The sequence below is a fragment of the Pedobacter metabolipauper genome (assembly GCF_004362715.1).
GTDB classification, from domain to species: domain Bacteria; phylum Bacteroidota; class Bacteroidia; order Sphingobacteriales; family Sphingobacteriaceae; genus Pedobacter; species Pedobacter metabolipauper.
Genome location: NZ_SNYC01000003.1, coordinates 275,614 through 293,434, shown reverse-complemented (window position 1 = coordinate 293,434; position 17,821 = coordinate 275,614). Strand labels below are relative to the sequence as shown.

At 38.7% G+C, this 17,821-nt stretch carries 12 protein-coding genes; 2 read left to right on the top strand and 10 right to left on the bottom strand.

Annotated elements, in window-relative coordinates; all coding sequences use genetic code 11:
* Positions 1-80: 80 nt before the first annotated feature.
* Positions 81-599: a hypothetical protein gene (locus ATK78_RS01315; RefSeq protein ID WP_133574258.1), complete on the top strand. Its 519-nt coding sequence runs from the start codon at positions 81-83 to the stop codon at positions 597-599.
* A gap of 515 nt (positions 600-1,114) precedes the next feature.
* Here ATK78_RS01315 and ATK78_RS01305 read toward each other — a convergent pair.
* The 9 genes from ATK78_RS01305 to ATK78_RS01265 all read right to left on the bottom strand — a co-directional run bounded on the left by ATK78_RS01305 (position 1,115) and on the right by ATK78_RS01265 (position 13,801).
* Complete coding sequence (locus ATK78_RS01305) at positions 1,115-1,618, bottom strand: hypothetical protein (protein ID WP_133574256.1); 504 nt, start codon at positions 1,616-1,618, stop codon at positions 1,115-1,117.
* A 476-nt stretch (positions 1,619-2,094) separates the two neighbouring features.
* Positions 2,095-3,363, bottom strand: coding sequence for a redoxin domain-containing protein (locus tag ATK78_RS01300; protein ID WP_133574255.1), 1,269 nt, complete (start codon positions 3,361-3,363; stop codon positions 2,095-2,097).
* A gap of 157 nt (positions 3,364-3,520) precedes the next feature.
* Positions 3,521-4,648 (bottom strand): TlpA disulfide reductase family protein, encoded by a 1,128-nt coding sequence (locus tag ATK78_RS01295; RefSeq protein WP_166664791.1) that lies wholly within the window; start codon positions 4,646-4,648, stop codon positions 3,521-3,523.
* 35 nt (positions 4,649-4,683) lie between these two features.
* Positions 4,684-6,237 carry a PKD-like family lipoprotein gene (locus ATK78_RS01290; RefSeq protein WP_133574253.1) on the bottom strand — a complete coding sequence of 518 codons (1,554 nt, stop codon included), beginning with the start codon at positions 6,235-6,237 and terminating at the stop codon, positions 4,684-4,686.
* Positions 6,238-6,273: 36 nt separating this feature from the next.
* Positions 6,274-6,963, bottom strand: coding sequence for a DUF4843 domain-containing protein (locus ATK78_RS01285; protein ID WP_166664790.1), 690 nt, complete (start codon positions 6,961-6,963; stop codon positions 6,274-6,276).
* 16 nt (positions 6,964-6,979) lie between these two features.
* Complete coding sequence (locus ATK78_RS01280) at positions 6,980-8,452, bottom strand: RagB/SusD family nutrient uptake outer membrane protein (protein WP_133574251.1); 1,473 nt, start codon at positions 8,450-8,452, stop codon at positions 6,980-6,982.
* A gap of 24 nt (positions 8,453-8,476) precedes the next feature.
* Positions 8,477-11,968: a SusC/RagA family TonB-linked outer membrane protein gene (locus ATK78_RS01275; protein WP_133574250.1), complete on the bottom strand. Its 3,492-nt coding sequence runs from the start codon at positions 11,966-11,968 to the stop codon at positions 8,477-8,479.
* Between the two features lie 177 nt (positions 11,969-12,145).
* On the bottom strand, positions 12,146-13,132 hold the full coding sequence (locus ATK78_RS01270; protein ID WP_133574249.1) for a FecR family protein: 987 nt from the start codon (positions 13,130-13,132) through the stop codon (positions 12,146-12,148).
* An 81-nt stretch (positions 13,133-13,213) separates the two neighbouring features.
* Complete coding sequence (locus tag ATK78_RS01265; RefSeq protein WP_133574248.1) at positions 13,214-13,801, bottom strand: RNA polymerase sigma factor; 588 nt, start codon at positions 13,799-13,801, stop codon at positions 13,214-13,216.
* A 351-nt stretch (positions 13,802-14,152) separates the two neighbouring features.
* Here ATK78_RS01265 and ATK78_RS01260 point away from each other — a divergent pair, with 351 nt between their 5' ends.
* Positions 14,153-14,590 (top strand): DoxX family protein, encoded by a 438-nt coding sequence (locus tag ATK78_RS01260; protein WP_133574247.1) that lies wholly within the window; start codon positions 14,153-14,155, stop codon positions 14,588-14,590.
* Positions 14,591-15,078: 488 nt separating this feature from the next.
* On the opposite strand, the gene alaS is transcribed toward ATK78_RS01260, so the two are convergent.
* Entirely contained in the window at positions 15,079-17,775 is a 2,697-nt protein-coding gene (gene alaS / locus ATK78_RS01255; protein ID WP_133574246.1) for an alanine--tRNA ligase, read from the bottom strand.
* Positions 17,776-17,821 lie beyond the last annotated feature (46 nt).

Sequence of the window (17,821 nt, the reverse complement as noted above, 5' to 3'; positions counted from 1 at the left end):
ATATTACACACACAATAATTAACGTTATGAAACGCAGCCTTGCTTGTTCCATAACCATTTGAAACCTTAATTCATACAAAATGAGAAAGCTAGTTTTATTAGGCATGCTGGGATTTGCAGCAACAACGGCCTTAACTGTTCCTGCCAAAGCTCAGATCAATGTGAGCATTAATATTGGTTCTCAACCACAATGGGGACCACGGGGTTACGACCATGTAGATTATTATTACCTGCCGGATGTAGAAAGTTATTACTATGTGCCGACTAAAAAATTCATTTATTACAGTGGCAACCGTTGGGTACATGCCCGAAACCTGCCATCCAGATACCGCAGCTATAACCTGCATTCAGGTCGCAAATATGTAATCAACGAGCCAAGGCCATATGCAAGCCACCATATCTATAAGGCAAAATACAATGCCGGGCACAACTGGAATGGCGACAGGCGGCATTATTCGGTTAAACAAAAAGTTTACAGATCTCACAACCAGAACTATAGAAATAACGACAACCGCAGCTACAGAAAAAAAGATGATGGTCGCAACCACAGAAGAAATAACCATAACAATAGAAATGACGGAAGAAGAGGACGTGGTTAATCTAATCAGTCAGATCATGATTAACAGCGTTATATAAGATAAGTTAAACTTAGATGTACTTCTTAATATCAGTTGATTTAAACGGTGCTTTTGGATTGATATCCGAAAGCACCGTTTAAGTTTAGGCTGGCTCCATCAATTGAATTCCACTGGGGGAGCTATTGCGAAATCGTGTTTGAATACGCCATCAATAATTTCCTAATCACAACCAACAACTAATCTACAAATTACCTATTTTTGCTATAGCTGTAAAATCATTTTTTATAACGTATTATGGAAACGAAACCTTCACCTGATAAAAAAACTGCCGTGTTAAAATGGTTGAAAAGAATTGGAGTTTGGGGATTTTTATTCTTTTTGATCAAGGGATTGATCTGGTTGGCATTGGGCTACTGGGTTTTTAAATAATTGACTCATAACAAAAAGCTCACCAATAAAACCAGCTGATAAATTACCAATAAAAAAGCAGGCACCTTCCAGCACCTGCTTAATATAACTTAGTTGATATGTCTTAACTATCCCCTACGGTTACCTTTTTGATTATTATTACCTGAGTTTCTGTCATCATTCCTTTTAACCTCTGGTCTTTGCGCTCTTCCATTTGCATAGCTGCTGTGATTTCTGTCATTGCTATTCTTCTTGCTGTCACGGATCGCAATTTGTTTACCATTGTTGCCTTTATATTTACTATACTGCTTAACATTATTGTTATGAGATAAGTAAGGTTTAGGGGAATTCATCACTACTTTATAACCTCTGTACAAATCATAACTCCTGTATCTTGCCGGCAAGCTGCTGGTGTGGATCCACCTGCCATTATCCTGGTAATAATACTGTTTGGCAGGAACATTATAATAAGCTTCGATGTCTGGCAGATAGTAATATTCCACGTGGTCATAACCTGATGGTCCCCATTGTGGTTGTGAACCAATATTGATACTCAAATTAATCTGAGCTTTAGTACTGATGCTGCTTAATGAAGCTACTCCAAAAATAACAGCTAAAATGATTCTTTTCATAATATGTGTGTTTGTTATCTGTCAAGGATAATTCAAACCACATGCCGCAGATCATACCGAAAAGCCACCCAACTACCAAGAACAAAAATAAAACGACAGAAGCTGTTTACTAATCGACAAAAAGGATCCGATCAAATTTCAGAATAACAATGCTCCATATAAATTATGAACTAATAATACATCATAACTATACACTAACAATCCAACATAATCATGAACTTAACATCCATCATGAACTAATAATCCATCATAATCACGCACTAACACCCCACCATAATCACGCACTAATAATCATACACTGACAATCCACCATGAACCTAATAATCCATCATAAATCAGCTTTTAACTATCCTCCTAACAATGTAAGAATTTGATAAGCAAATACAGCTTCTCAGAGCAGGCCTAGCGTTCTTTCCGATTCTTCATCGGAATTAATGCAGCCTGAGAAGAGAAATGCTTTATTTGCTTATAATTAATTACTTGACCAATTCAATCATTGCCGTAATCTGTTCCAGTGTTGCATCATCCCCTTCATGGTAACCGATCATTCTAAAACGCAGATTACCATTCTTATCGATCACATATTTTGCAGGGATCATAGATGTTTTAAAGCTGTCAACAACCTTATTTCCTTTTACGCCTTTTTCTTTAAGATCCATAAGTACCTGAAAAGGATATTTTGTTGATTTAATATAGCTTCTTGCTTCTTCTGTAGCCTGATCACTATATTCCATAGTGTGTATGAACAGGAATTTAACGGTAGTATCACTTTCATAACGCTTTACTGCCATCGCCATAGCAGGAAAAGAGGCTTTACAAGGACCGCACCAGGTAGCCCAAAAATCAAGAACAACGGTTTTACCTTTTAGTGATTCGGTAGAAACGGTATGACCATCAAGGTCTTTTAAGGAAAAGGTTGGTGCAGTTTCTTTAAACATCTGTTTAGCCAGCTGGGCTTTTGTTTGTTCGGCAAACAGTTTTTTAACATCTGCTTCATAAGCTGCATAACCTGATTCAGAACCTTTGGCTTTAACATACACTTCTTTCATCAATCCTTTTATAGCCGTTGTTGCCTGCCCGCGCTTTACGGCTTCATCTATAAGGGTAAAAGCTTCTGGATACCTGTTCAGTTTTACCAAAGTCTGGGCATAGATAGCATTTACAGAACCTTTTGTCTCCGGAAAAGCGGCATGTGCAATTTTAATAAACTTTAGGGCCTCTTCATATTTACCCTGACGGAAAAGTACATCAGCATAGTCGGTACAATAATACCGGTATCCAGAGGCGGCGGCAAATTTGCCATAATCAGTAGTCCGCTCAACCTTTAAAAAAGGTTCAGTAGATTCTATTGCTTTTTTAAGCAACAGGCCGGCCGGATCTATTAAGCCATTCCTGATGAGTGCCAGGGCAACCCTTGAGCGCCCCTCGCCCACCCAGCTTGTAGTTTCAAAGCTGCTGGCGTAGGCCAATGCTTTATCCGGATTCTTTGCATTCGCATAAGCCATCGCCACATTCAAATTGATATTATCCCGAATAGCAATACCTTCTTTTGTTTCTCCAGATAATTTTTTAATGAAAGCAAGGGCTAGAACTTCCTTTTTGGCAGGATCTTTCTCATTCTCTACACCCTTTTGTAAGCTGTCCATATGGGCTTTTAGTGGATCGGCAGATTTAGCCGTTTGTGCATTGATCTGCTGAACAGAAAGAATGACGAATATTAAAAATAAGGACTTTAGGTATTTCATAGGATTAATTTTTCAATTGCCGCAGCAATTACAGTTAATGTTTTAATTACCGGAGCAATTATAAATTGAGGAATTAAAAAGGACACCATATTAAGTACAAAACCCCCAAATAGCAATTAACTTTTTGGGGGCGTGTACTTTGGAACAGTAATTTCGTTTATTTAAATATGGATGCCAGTTTTTTCTCCAGGTCTTCACCGCGAAGACTTTTGGCAATGATCTTTCCGTCTGCATCAACAAGGAAACTCGCTGGAATAGATTTAATACCATATTCAGCAGCCAGGTCACTTTTCCACCCTTTAAGATCAGAAGCATGAAGCCAGGTTAACTTGTCGGCATCGATAGCCTTTAACCAGTTTTCCTTTTTATCATCTAATGAAACGCCAACAATTTCAAATCCTTTATCATGGTATTTTGCGTATGCTTTTACCAGGTTTGGATTTTCTTTACGGCAGGGACCACACCAGCTTGCCCAGAAATCAACCAATACCACTTTACCTTTTAAAGAAGAAAGTTTTAAAGGCTTCCCATCTCTGTCTGGCAAGGTGAAATCTGGCTTCATGCCAATACCGGTTTTAGCGCTAATTCTTAATGATTCGCCCAGTTGTTTACCATAAATAGAATTCTTAGCAGCGGGAGCTAATGCGGCATACGTGCTTGCAGCTTTTTCAGGGTTTGGATAATTGATAAAGCGATCAATAATTACATAGGCAGAAACCGGGGATTCAGGATGTTTTTTCACGAAAGATTCTACAGAATCTACAAGGCGCTGATCCAGCTTTTTAAATTCAGCATCAGCATAAGATCTGTCGCCATCTTTTCCAACTTTATTCACACTGTCAAGAATCTGATAAAGCTGACCAGCACGGGCAGTTATAGCACCCCATCCTTTGGTCCATTCTTTCCACACAGGAAGCATTTTTGCCCCTTTAACATCTGCAGCGGCTAAATTATTAATATTACCGGTGATCTGAACCTTCTCGTTCACATCCAGCGGTAAAGCCATGTATTTATTTTTACCAAAGCGTAAACCATAAAAAAGAGCACCTGGAGTAGTACCTTTAAAGGTAAATGCACCATTAGCAGCGAGAACGGAGTCGGCAAGTTTCTTACCGTCGTAATCACCAGTCAGGTAAACCATTTCATTGCCAAGCCCGTCCAGCTTACCGGTAACTTCATAAGTTCCCGATTTCTGCGCTGAAGCCATTCCAATAATCAGGAACGGGCTTAATACGGTAAGGCATGCTTTTTTGTAAAGTCTGCTTTTAATCTTTTGTATTTGCATTTGCATGATGTTTATGATGAGGGGTATTTTTATAATTAGTATTTGTAGGCAAGATCTACAATCTTTCCAAAACCAGTAAATTGTTTGGTATATGAACCAATGCTACCGGTTTGACTGAGTGCAAAATAATAGAGTTTACCCTCAGTACCATTCCATGTACCAACAACTAATCTTGCTCTCTTAACGGCTTCTTTGTCATTAAAATTGTACTTCGCATATTTTATGGCGGTCACGTTTTCACCGGCGGGGAAAGTATATGTTTCAACAATGGAATTAGAACCAACCTCATATCTCGAGATTACATTGGCATTACTGTAATAGATATGGCCGGTATTAGTAGAGCTGGCTGCAGCAGTGTAGTTTAAAATACCAGGAGCGTTCATCTGAATATTGCTAATCGACAAGTTAGGTGTAGCTGTAGAGGTATTTGCCGTTTTATAGCGATATAAATACGGCAGATTATCGTCACCTTTCATCACTGAGTTGTAGGTATGTACCACATCAGAAGAATCCTGAAATATCATGGTCTTACCAACATTGTTCAGATCAAATTGTCCGGGTGTATTTGCAATAGCTGGGAACGCAGTAAGAGATCCTGCCCCAGGTGTATTGCTAAACGCGATAATATTATAAAAGCGTTTTGAAGTATTGTCATAGATCATTGCTGCAACGCCAGGACCACCAACGGCATAAGGTGCCAATGAGTAGTTGGTAGTCCCCTGAGGGGTCAACGCAATATCACCCCATTTCTTAGTACCGGGAAAACCACCTACAAGATTCGAATGCGCTTTGCCATTGTTGATCACGATACCAATATTTGCAGACCTTGTACTTCCAGAAGTGGTACTTAACCAGGTCATAACAGTAGGTTTCTGAATGGTTGGCGCAATATAGAACTCAAATCCGTAATCAAATTTCTTAACCATGGTCAGATAGTTATACTCCTGACTTCCGGTTTCAGCCAGAATATATAGTCTCTTTCCAACATCAGATATTCCATCAGTGATGACAAATGGTGTAAGTTCTAATTTTTTAGGACCAACCAACGGGGCTGTATTTCTGCTTGAATAAATTTGATGTTCAACAGTGCTATCCGGGAAAATAAACGACAAGTCTCCATTACCAGCCTTATCTTCTAAAACAAGCCATCCAGTTCCATATTTATTACCTATAGAAACTTTATAATTGATATAGGAGATCACACCGGTCTCTGTATCCTTAACTGCTAAACGCACAATGTAAGGTTCACCCAATATAAATGGCTCTCCCTGGATTAGATAATTTAACTCATATTGATTAGAAATTACGGCTCTGGGAGAAGCTAAACTGATTTGTCCGTTGCTATTATAAACCAACCATGAAAATTCCAGCTTATCCATTTTTTCAGTCATACTTAAGGTAAGTGTTGGCTTTAACCTTAAAACATCACCCTGAAAAACGGTAACTGTACCAGCTGTTAATGGATCTGTTATTTGTACAGTATTGATCGGGGTTAGCCCATCATTGCTTTTGTCCTTATAGCAGCCTGTTGTATACGTCAATGTCAACAGCAATAAGGCACTTAATATTTTATTATTTTTAAAATTCATCTTCTTAGTACTATATAATAATTAAAGAATAAATAATTAAGGGAAAGATACTTCAACACCGTTTTCATCAATCAGCGCACCATAGGTTTGATTGTATTCTAACAATGCATTTCTAGCTCTTCCAGCTAAGAAACGGGAGTCTCCGGGATATACAGCGCCAGTCCAAACCGTTCTGCCGGTAACAGAAAGCAGGAACCTGAATTTAACCTCAGAATATTCTCCAAAATAAGTTTTCCAGGTGGTTTCCCAATTGGATGGTTTTTGAAGGATATCAGTAAGCGTTAACTTATACCGCAACCTGGTAGGAAAACCCGTTTTAAAATCTGCATTTTCTTTAATATCAAATATTACCTGTACTGTGCTGTCTTTAAGGCCGGCTTTACGATAAACATATACAGGAACTTCAGCGGCAAACTCACCAGCTTTTACAACCGCTGGACCCAGTTTGTAATGATAACCGGCTTTTGCAGTGGCGCCATCCCTTGCAACCAGATTTATGGTGCGATCTTGCGGAGCTGCATTTCCGATGATCCGGTAAGTCATAAAGAGGGTATCAGAAATAACACTGGTTGGCGTGGTAGCAAATGAAAAATCTACACTATCTGGAAGCGCTACTACATAAATAGCAGTAGGCTCATTAAACAACAGATCTTTATCTTTGGTACAAGATGCAAACAGCAACCCGGCTGCCAACATCAAAAGGCCTTTTTTTATAATCAATTTCATAATCATAGGTTTAAAATTAATTGGATGATCCAAACTCTAATTCCGTATTAGGTAATGGAAAAATATACTTTGCTTTACTCATCGTAACCGTAGCTGTTCCGTTGGGAATGGTGGCCAGATTCTTAAGCTTATAATAAAACCACAACTGGCCTTCTGCATAGAACTCCTTACGGTATTCCAACAAAATTTCAGTATCCAATGCTGCACTGCTGGCAGGCACAGGAATTTCAGGAATCAGCCTATTGGTTCTTACCACATTTAAATACCGGGTACCATCTTCTAATGTTGCTGACGATTCTGCAGCGATATAATACATCTCTGCCAGTTTAATTACAGGAATTAAACGTTGTTTTACGTTGGCGGCATTTTCATTCCAGTACTTTTTGGTGTAGATGATGTTCTCGGATACTACATTCCATAAGCTTTTAGAAGCTGTAGTAGAACGTATATCAGAAGCATGGTTTGCTAATGTTGGTTGGTATACAGCATTTAGAGAAGTTCTTGTAGACCATAGATCGGTTGATTCTCCAGCAGCTACTGTATTTTTAAACACATCATCAGCAGCCAATTTTATGTCAGACACGTAGATAGAAAAGATATGCTCAGTGCTGAATGTAAGATCAGAAGTTACCTGTACAGGATCAACAATTAAAGTACTTTGATTAACAAATTTAAACTTCTGACTGTTGATTACTTCTGTAGCGTATTTTAAAGCATTAACCTTGTCACCTTTAAATTGATAAAGTCTTGCTAGTGTAGCTTTAACTGCCCAATAATTTAAGTGATTTTGACGGTATTGAAGAAAAAGATCGGCATTTGTACTACCCTGGTTGTCAGGAATAAGGTCTATATTCTGATTAACAGATAATAATTCTTCTGCAGCTTTCAGATCAGCTTCACAAAGATCAAGTGCAGCACCCAAAGATACCCTGGCATTTGAAGTTACCGTAAATTCTCTTAAATAGGCAATGGAAGGGGTGGAAGCATTTGCACCGCTGGCATAGATATCAGAGAAAAGACGGATCAGGTCAAAATGCAAAAATGCGCGCATTCCAAGAGATTCGCCTTTTACAATGCGGCGGCTTGTTTCATCCAAAATGCCATTGTCCACATTCTTAAGCACATAATTTGTTTGTGCAATACTGCCGTAAGAATTTGTGAAAACAGCATCAACAACTGCTTGAACTTCACTGTCAGTATATTGATAGGTTGACAACTTAGCATATAAAGTACTGGCAATAGACTTATTTTCATAGCGTTGAGCTAAAATATCCAGCAATCCATAAGTAAGATTTCTTCCGTATCCTGTCTGGCGGGCAGAATTTTGATAAATACCGAATAAAGCATCAATAAATCCTTGTTTGCCACTAAATTGGGCTTCCTCTTTTACCTGCGTTTTCGGTGTTACATCCAGCCATTTATTGCAAGAGGAAAACAACAACAGCAAACCAAATATGTATGCTGGAAAAAGTTGTTTTATGTGTTTCATATGATCTTAAATTAATATGGTCAATTAAAAAGTTGTCTGTAATTGTATCGTGTAGCTACGGCTAAATGGGTAATCTAAACCGCGTTCCCGTTTAATACTTGCTAATCTGAATACATCACTGGTAAATAATGTCACTTTTGTATTTTGCAGTCCTAAACGCTTATTCAGCTGATTGGAAAAACGGTAATATAGTGATGCACTTTCGCCGGCTATAAAATTATTTTTCTGTACAAATCTTGAGGTCACATACGTGATTGGAGGACTTGTTGTACCCGCATAGTTTACGATAGCACGATAAAGGGAAACATCACCTGGTTTTTGCCAGCGGCTTTCAGCAACTCTTCTGTCTACGTTGTACTGATTTACATTTACATTTTCAACCCGGTCTACTAAAGTCTGGTTATAAGTATCACCACCAACATTAAAGGCCAGGTAAATATTGAACCCTATACCATCAATTTCCAGATTGGTTCCAATATTACCTCTAAACTTAGGAGTAGCATCACCAATAATAACCTGGTCTGCCGGATCATAAGTAGTAGTGATACTACCATCGCGTTTTCTAAACAATTCGTTACCAGAAGCCGGGTCAATACCCAGTGACTGTACTCCCCAGATTACATTTACAGATTGTCCTTCAGCATAACGTGGAAGTGGCGTTGCTGACAGTGACGTATTTGCACGGTTATTAAGTGCCCGGATAGTAGAGGATATTTTCTCAATCTTATTCGTTACGTGTGCCAGATTCGTAAACACAGACCAGTTATTACGGTTGGCAGGCTTTGCAATTAAATTATAACGTGCATAAACTTCATAACCCTTATTTACAACATCGCCCATGTTATCATAGTATCCAGGGAAACCAGAAGATGGTGCGCTTGAAATGAAAGCGATACTACCTTTGGTACGATCTGCAAAATAATTGGCAGTTACAGAGAATCTGTTAAACAGCGTAAAATCAAGGCCAACGTTATTCTTTAACGTTTTTTGCCATGCCAATGCGCTATTTCCATACCCCAATAAATAAGAAGCAATTACGCCACGATAATCACGGTCCGTATAATACAAACTCGTTGTGATTCCTTTATAGCTTTCAAAGCTTTGAGATCCTGTGGTACCAATGGTATAGCGCAATTTTAATTCATTTACCGCACTATTATCTTTTAAAAATTCTTCATTATGTAAATTCCAACCTGCTCCCAATGACCAGAATGGTGCAAAACGCTTGTCTGATCCAAACAAGGAAGATCCATCCAAACGATAGGTTGCATCAAATAAGTAACGATTATCATAGGCATAAGCCACACGTGCCAATGTACCAATAGACCTGGAAACACTTTCTGAACCAGCCGGTCTTGTATTGGCAGGGTATTGATTTCCCAATACCAGTTCATCAAGGTTTGGATTAGAGAATCCAACCACCCGGAATGACTGGTTGTTGTAAGAATTCTCCTGAACGTTAAAGGTTGCTGAACCGGAAACAAAATGTTTACCAAAGTTTTTATTTGCCTCTCCGGTAAAGAAACCCTCTATACGTTGCGTTTCACCGTAACCTTTTGTGTAAGATCCTTTCTCAAAAGTGGTTATATTTGCAAATGAACTGTGCTGAGCAGGTAAGAATATATCCGATTCATCAGATTGTTGTGTATAAGATAATCTACCTGTTAAACGAAGCCATTCTTTTGCCTGCCATCTGGTTTCAAAGTTATTGCTGATCCGTTTGTAAGTGGTTTGATCTTTAATATTTAGCGAGGCATTATACAACGGATTTACGGGTCTGCCAACATAACCATTTAAGTTATTATAATAATCGGTTAAATTAGGACCTACTCTCAGACCGGTTTGCGGATCAATAACTTCTTCGAGGTAAACCTTCAGGTCTCCATTGGCATCATAAGGATTCCAATACGGATTCAATTGTGTATACTGCCTGAATGAACCATAAGGTGAATTATTTGCCTTATTAAATGACAAAGTCAGATCATTCCTGAACTGAAAGTTTTTAAGACGGTAAGAGATGAATGAATTGCCTGTAGTAGTAGTACGGTCAGAACCTTTCATTACTCCAGATTTTTGATCATAGGTCAGGTTTAATCCATAAGTAACGGCGTCTGCCCCGCCTTCCGCATAAATATTATGCTTCTGCCCAATTCCAGTACGCAATGGTTTAGAGATCCAATGGGTATTTACACCACTTTTAACAGCTGCCAAACGATTCGACCGAACCAGGTCCAGCGCATTTTGAGTGGTATTAAACGTATTACTAAAAACACCTGAACGATCTTCCAGATCAAATTTCTCCTGGGCATTCAACAAATCATAGCCAGTAATATCCGGTGCTTCAATTACTGTACTCGCATTATAAGTAAACCTAAGTTTACCTTCAACAGGTCTAACCTGTTCAATAACAATAACTCCATTTGCACCTCTGGATCCATAGATCGCTGTTGCACCTGCATCTTTAAGGATCGTTACACTCGCAATCCGATTCATATCCAGGTCATTTATCCGCTGGAGTGAAGTTTCAAAACCATCCAGAATAAAAAGCGGCGCATTGGGAGCACTCTGATAATTAAACGGATCAGCCGTAGCAGTTGCCTGCCGTGTATCAACAAGCGTATTCCCCCCACGCAAAACCACATCAGGCAACACGTTTGGATTAGAACCTAAATTAAGATTCTCAGGCATCTGAAAGGATGGGTCAAGAGATTTTAATGCAGTAAGTACATTGTTATTTGATACTTTAGAAAGCTCCTCACCATTGAACGTTCTTGCGGCTCCTGTAAATGTAGATTTGGACTGCGCAAAGATACCGGTAACAACTACCCCTTTAAGAGATTGAGCAGATTCAGACAATCTGATCTCCAATACTTTTTGGGTAATGGTAACCTCTTGTGTTTCATAACCAATGTAACTGATCAATAATACAGAACCCAAAGAAGACGAAATTCTAAAATTACCTCTGCCATCAGTAAGCACCATATTCTTGGTGTTCTTTTGCAATATGGTAGCACCGGTAATGCGATCTTTTGTTTTCGCATCGAATACAGTACCACTAATAATGGTATCCGCAACAACTAATGATCCGGTACTGGCAGCAATCTGCTTTCTGGTCAAATTTGCATTCTTAGTGATCAGAATGCGGTCATCAATCTGCTTAAAGGTAAGCGATGATCCGGCTAACAGCTGTTTCATTAGACCTTCAACACTAACTGATCTCAAATTTAAATTAAGATGATTGATGTCTTTAACATCGGCTGGCTTGTATAGAAAACGAAAGTTGGTGCTGTTCTCTATTTTTTTAATGGCGCTTATCAGATCTTCATTATCCAATTCAATGCTTACGTTAACATTCGCCATACCTTGTCCATTTGCTGCCGTAGCGAAAACAACTTGGAGTGAGAGGGTTGTTACGAAGCAGATAAGTAAGGTTATTCGCATACAGTAAATTAAGAAGTGGTGGTATTTCCGGAAAATAGAATCTCCGTTTCTTGCTGCTTCTGCAGAAAAATTCATATTTTAGTTTTTTAATGTGATTACTAAACTCGTTGCTTGGAATTACATGAAAGAGCACTCATTCTAAATGAGTTGCCCGGAGGTAAGGTGGATTACTTAATACTCGTAATATTAATTAATCTCCTTACCTTTTTTTACGTTGAATTTTTCTGGTTTGGGTAAAGTTTCTTCATTTGTCTATTGGTTTAATGGTTTAATTGATACTTCTTTTGTTTTGTTGTTGATGGTGTATTTAGCATTGATCAGGTAGCAGATACTTTCCAGAAAATGGTTTAATTCTTCCTCTGCTCCCATTGACCCTGTAAACTTCTGATTGTTAAGATCTTCATCATTTACGATTATTTTTACCCCGAAACGTTCTTGTAAAAGTGCTTTGGCATCTGCTAGTGAATTGTCATTAAATACAAGATCTTCTCTTTTATTCCAGGACAATTCCTTTACTGCATCAATGGATCTTAATATGGCTTTATTTGCATCATCATCATAGGTGATCTGCATATTCCGGGTCAAAACTCCCAGCTGATGGCTGTCAAGGTCTTCTACCCTAACCTTCCCGCGTATTACATTTACCGTTACCTTATTTTTTTTCGGATCGGCATCAATATCAAATGAGGTACCCAGAACAGTTGTCTTGATAGAACCGGAGTGTATAATAAAAGGCTTGGCTTCATTGTGCTTAATGTCAAAGAATGCCTTACCGATTAGTTGTACGTCTCTGGAATCAGATTTGTTGAATGCATCTGACAAGATGAGCCTGCTTCCCTTACCGAGGATCACGATACTGCCATCTGACAATTTCATCATGCTATTCTCACTTTTAGAAGCAGACAAAATATTAGCTTTCGCGATATGTTGCTGTGTAACCACAGTTTTTGGCGACCGTACCTGATACAGATATACAAACAGTATGGCAACAATAAATGAAGCGGCGTAAGAGAACCACTTTACCAATGGAGCTATCGACCTGGGAGACTCTTTTGCGGCATCAGGATCTAAATTATTCCAAACTTCATTTTTAAGCAGTTCGATCCGTTCTGCAGAAGGAGTATATGTGCTATTTTTTAACTCACTAAGATACCAGGCTTCAACTATTGCCTTTTCTTCGGCAGTACAATTTCCTTTAATGTATTTATCAAAAAGATCTTTAGAGAAAGTGTTTTTCATCCTGGTTTTTTACAAAAGCTGAATTCGCTTTTATATATGTCGGCCAAAAGAACCTTTGGTAGTAGATAAAAATGAAATAAATTAAAAAAACTTAAAACAAATTACAAATACCAAAGAATAGTAATTCGTAAACTTAGGTTTTAATAGCTTTATCGCATTGCTGATCTGCTTTTTCACAGTTTTATCAGAAATATTTAATGTTTCAGCGATTTGTTTATAAGAAAGTTCATCTTTTCTACTCAACTCGAACACCTCACGCATCTTTTCAGGTAAATTTTTAATCTCCTTTTCAATTTCGGCGATGATTTCTTTCTCTATAAGCGTTCTATCTGTGGAGTAACTAACTTGAGACACGTAATTAATGACCGATTCCTTATGATTATCCCTTACTTTTTGTCTGCTTAGATAATCGAATACCTTATAACGAACTGCAGAATATAAATAAACAGAGATGCTCGAATTTATCTCAATGTCTTTCCCTCTATTCAGGAAAGACATAAAAACTTCCTGAACCACATCCTTCGCTTCATCTTCATCTTTAAGAACTTTACAGGCAGAAACAAAAAGCAATTGCCAATAACGCTCGTAAATCATTTTAAATGCATCCCTATCCCCTTCCTTAAATAAAGAAAGAAGATCATCATCACTTATAAGAAGACTTCTACTCATTCTACATCCCCAAATGAAAGTTCCCACTTTCATTAATTAACAGCCTAAAAAAATCAAGGAGAGCGCTAACGATCCCTATAAACGTTAACATTTTGTGTGTCTAATATACACTTTAAACCATATATTATCAAATAATTGACTACACTCACAAAATTGTTATCTAGGCTGCAAAGATAATAAAGTCTACTACTTTAATAGACTTTATATTAAATATTACACAAATCAAATAATCATTAAAGAACTTTCAATTCAATCCGAAAAAGCTCATTAGCCAGCAATATATAATCACAAAATCAGTATTGAAATACCAAAGTATTTTTCGTAAATTTATTAGACCAAATATAAAATACTATGAAGTTACTCACAAAAATTCAGAACTGGGGGGATCATCATCACCCAAAATGGCTCGATTATTTCAGAATGCTATTGGGGCTAATACTCATTTGGAAAGGCATTAATTTCGCCTCAAATCTTCATGCTTTCACAAATCTCATGGAAAATGCCGGATTGGGCTTAGCAGTATCCATCAGCCTGATCGCTCACCTCATCATTGTGCTTCACATCCTCGGCGGACTGTTCATTACTTTAGGCACCAATACCCGCTTTGTATGTTTGCTCAACCTGCCAATTCTTATCGCAGCTGTTTTCTTCGTAAATCTTCCTGGAAACGTTTTAAGCCCCTATTCAGAATTCTGGTTATCCAGCGTCGTTCTAATTGGACTGATCACTTTCCTTATCGAAGGTGACGGCATCCTATCTATTGAAAACGAAAAGAAACTCGCTGCATAATAACCATAAAACTATCTATCAAAAAACAAAACCGTTAAGGTTTGCCGTTCCAACGAAACTGCAACCTTAACGGTTTTTTAATTATATCCTAATCCTGCTAAAAATAATCTGACTAATCACCTAAAGAATAACCAATCAACAAGGCTAACTAATAACCTAAAGAACAATCTAATTAACCATCTAAAGAATAGCCTCTAAACAAGCTAACTAATCACCTAAAAGAACAATCTAATTAACCATCTAAAGAATAGCCTCTAAACAAGCTAACTAATCACCTAAAGAATAACCAATCAACAAGGCTAACTAATCATCTAGAAAATAGCCTCTAAACAAGCTAACTAACCATCTAAAAATGATCTCCTAATCACCTCCTTACCCTGCTACTAAATTTTAAGGAACAAAAATAGCTTCTCAGAGAAGGCATAGCGTTCTTTCCGATTCTTCATCGGAATTAATGCCGCCTTCGAAGAGAACGCTTTTTTTGTCAATTACAACATTTCCTCAGCCTTCAACAACACAGCAGACAGCCCTTCTTTATTCTTACCACCAGCAGTAGCATAGAAAGGCTGACCGCCTCCGCCACCTTGTATATCCTTTGCCAATTCGCGAACAATATTTGATGCATTTAATCCTTTATCTTTAACCAGGTTTTCTGACAGCATCACGGTGATACCAGGTTTATCGTCAATCAACGTAGTAAACACAAGAAACAAGTCATCAACCAGATCTTTAACTGCAAAAGCAAGATTCTTAACCGCATCAGCGTTTGGCAGGTCAACATGCGTAGCGATCAGGTTCACACCATTAATGGTTTTAAGGTGATGAACAATCTCATGCTTCAGATTTGCAGACTGCTCAGTTACCGCTTTATCAGCCTCTTTCTTAAGCTTGTTATTTTCTTCAATCAGTGCGCTTACTGCAGCGGTTAGATCTTTATTGCCTTTTAGCAGAGACCTCAACTCGTTAAGTTCTCTATTCTGAGATAAAACAAAGGCTTCGGCCTTATCAGCCGTTATTGCCTCAATACGCCTTACCCCAGCAGCCACACCGCTTTCAGAAATGATCTTAAAGTAACCGATCTGTCCGGTAGCCTGTACATGGGTACCACCACAAAGCTCTTTAGAATAATGATCATCAAACGTAACGATCCGTACCAGGTCGCCGTATTTCTCACCAAACAACGCGGTCACACCACTTGAAATGGCCTGATCATAAGGAACATAACGTTGTTCCTTTAATGGAATATTTTCTCTTACTTTTTGATTAACCAGGTGCTCAATTTTAGCCAGGTCCTCTTCACTGATCTTTTCAAAATGTGAAAAGTCAAAACGGAGATAGTCTGGGTTCACCATTGAGCCTTTCTGGTTTACATGAGTACCTAAAACCTTTTTTAAGGCCGCATGTAATAAGTGCGTAGCGGTATGATTATCCTGAGACAATAAACGTTTATCTTCATCGATCACCGCCCAGAAACTACCATCCAGATCTTCAGGCAAGGTATCAGCATAATGCACAATAACACCATTCTCTTTCTTGGTATCCGTAATGTCAACAAAGAAGAGCCGGCTGTGATCTTCCAGCCTGCCAGTATCACCAACCTGACCACCGCTTTCCGCATAGAACGGGGTTTTGCTTAAAACGATCTGGTACTGTTCCTTACCTTTAGCACTAACCTTACGGTATTTAACAATTTCAGTTTCGGCTTCAAAATCATCATAACCAACAAACTCAACCTCAAGGTTGCCATTCACAATTACCCAGTCGCCCGTATCAATAGCAGTAGCAGCACGCGAACGTTCCTTTTGTTTAAGCAGTTCACGGCCGTATTCTTCCATATCCACAGACCAGCGTTGTTCTCTGGCCATAAGTTCTGTTAAATCAATCGGAAACCCATAAGTATCCTGCAGTTCAAATGCAAACTCACCGGAAATCACCATTTGATCTTTTAGGATACTGTGTACCCATGCATCTTCAAATGATTTCTCCAGTTCAATGGCATTTTCGGCCATAAGCAATTCACCCTGTTTCCTGGTATAATGATCAAAGCGCTGAATACCGGTTGCTAAGGTGCGGAGAAAAGAAACCTCTTCTTCCAGAACAACTTTCTGTACAAAATCCTGCTGTAAAACCAGTTCTTCAAAAACACCTTTAAACTGTTCAGCCAATACAGGCACCAATTGGTTTAGAAAAGGCTCTTTTAAATTAAGGAAAGTATAGGCATAACGGACTGCGCGACGAAGAATGCGTCGAATTACATAACCAGCCTTATTGTTAGACGGAAGCTGACCATCAGCAATAACAAATGAAATTGCGCGGATATGATCGGCCATAACACGCATGGCGATATCTGTTTTTTCATCGGTACCATAAACGATACCTGCATGGTTTGCAATAAATTGGATCAGCGGTTGAAAAACATCGGTGTCATAATTGGATGATTTACCCTGAAGTACGCGAACCAACCGTTCAAAACCCATCCCGGTATCAACATGCTGAGCAGGCAGAGGTTGTAACGAACCGTCCTTTAGCCTGTTAAACTGCATAAAAACATTGTTCCAGATCTCAATAACCTGTGGATGATCGGCATTAACCAGTGATTTACCTTCAACGGCCTTACGCTCATCATCCGGTCTGCAATCTACATGGATCTCAGAACATGGTCCGCAGGGACCGGTATCACCCATTTCCCAAAAATTGTCTTTTTTATTTCCCAGGATGATGCGCTCCTCAGGAACATACTGCTTCCACAACTCGTAAGCTTCAGTATCCTTAGGCAGCCCTTCTTTATCATCGCCTTCAAAAATGGATACATATAATTTATCTTTAGGAATTTTATAAACTTCCGTAAGCAGCTCCCAGCTCCATGCAATGGCTTCTTTTTTAAAATAGTCGCCAAAACTCCAGTTACCAAGCATCTCAAACATGGTGTGGTGGTAGGTATCAATACCAACCTCTTCCAGGTCATTGTGTTTCCCGGAAACACGCAGACACCGCTGGGTATCTGTAACTCTTGGATATTTTATCGGCGCCTCACCTAAGAACAGGTCTTTAAACTGGTTCATTCCGGCGTTGGTAAACATCAGTGTCGGATCGTTTTTAACTACAATTGGTGCAGATGAAACAATGTGATGTTGTTTTGATTCGAAAAATTTTAAGTACGCCTGTCTTATTTCCTTAGCTGTCATCCTTCTCTTTATTTATGGTGAACAAACTTAGATATTTTTGCCTTAT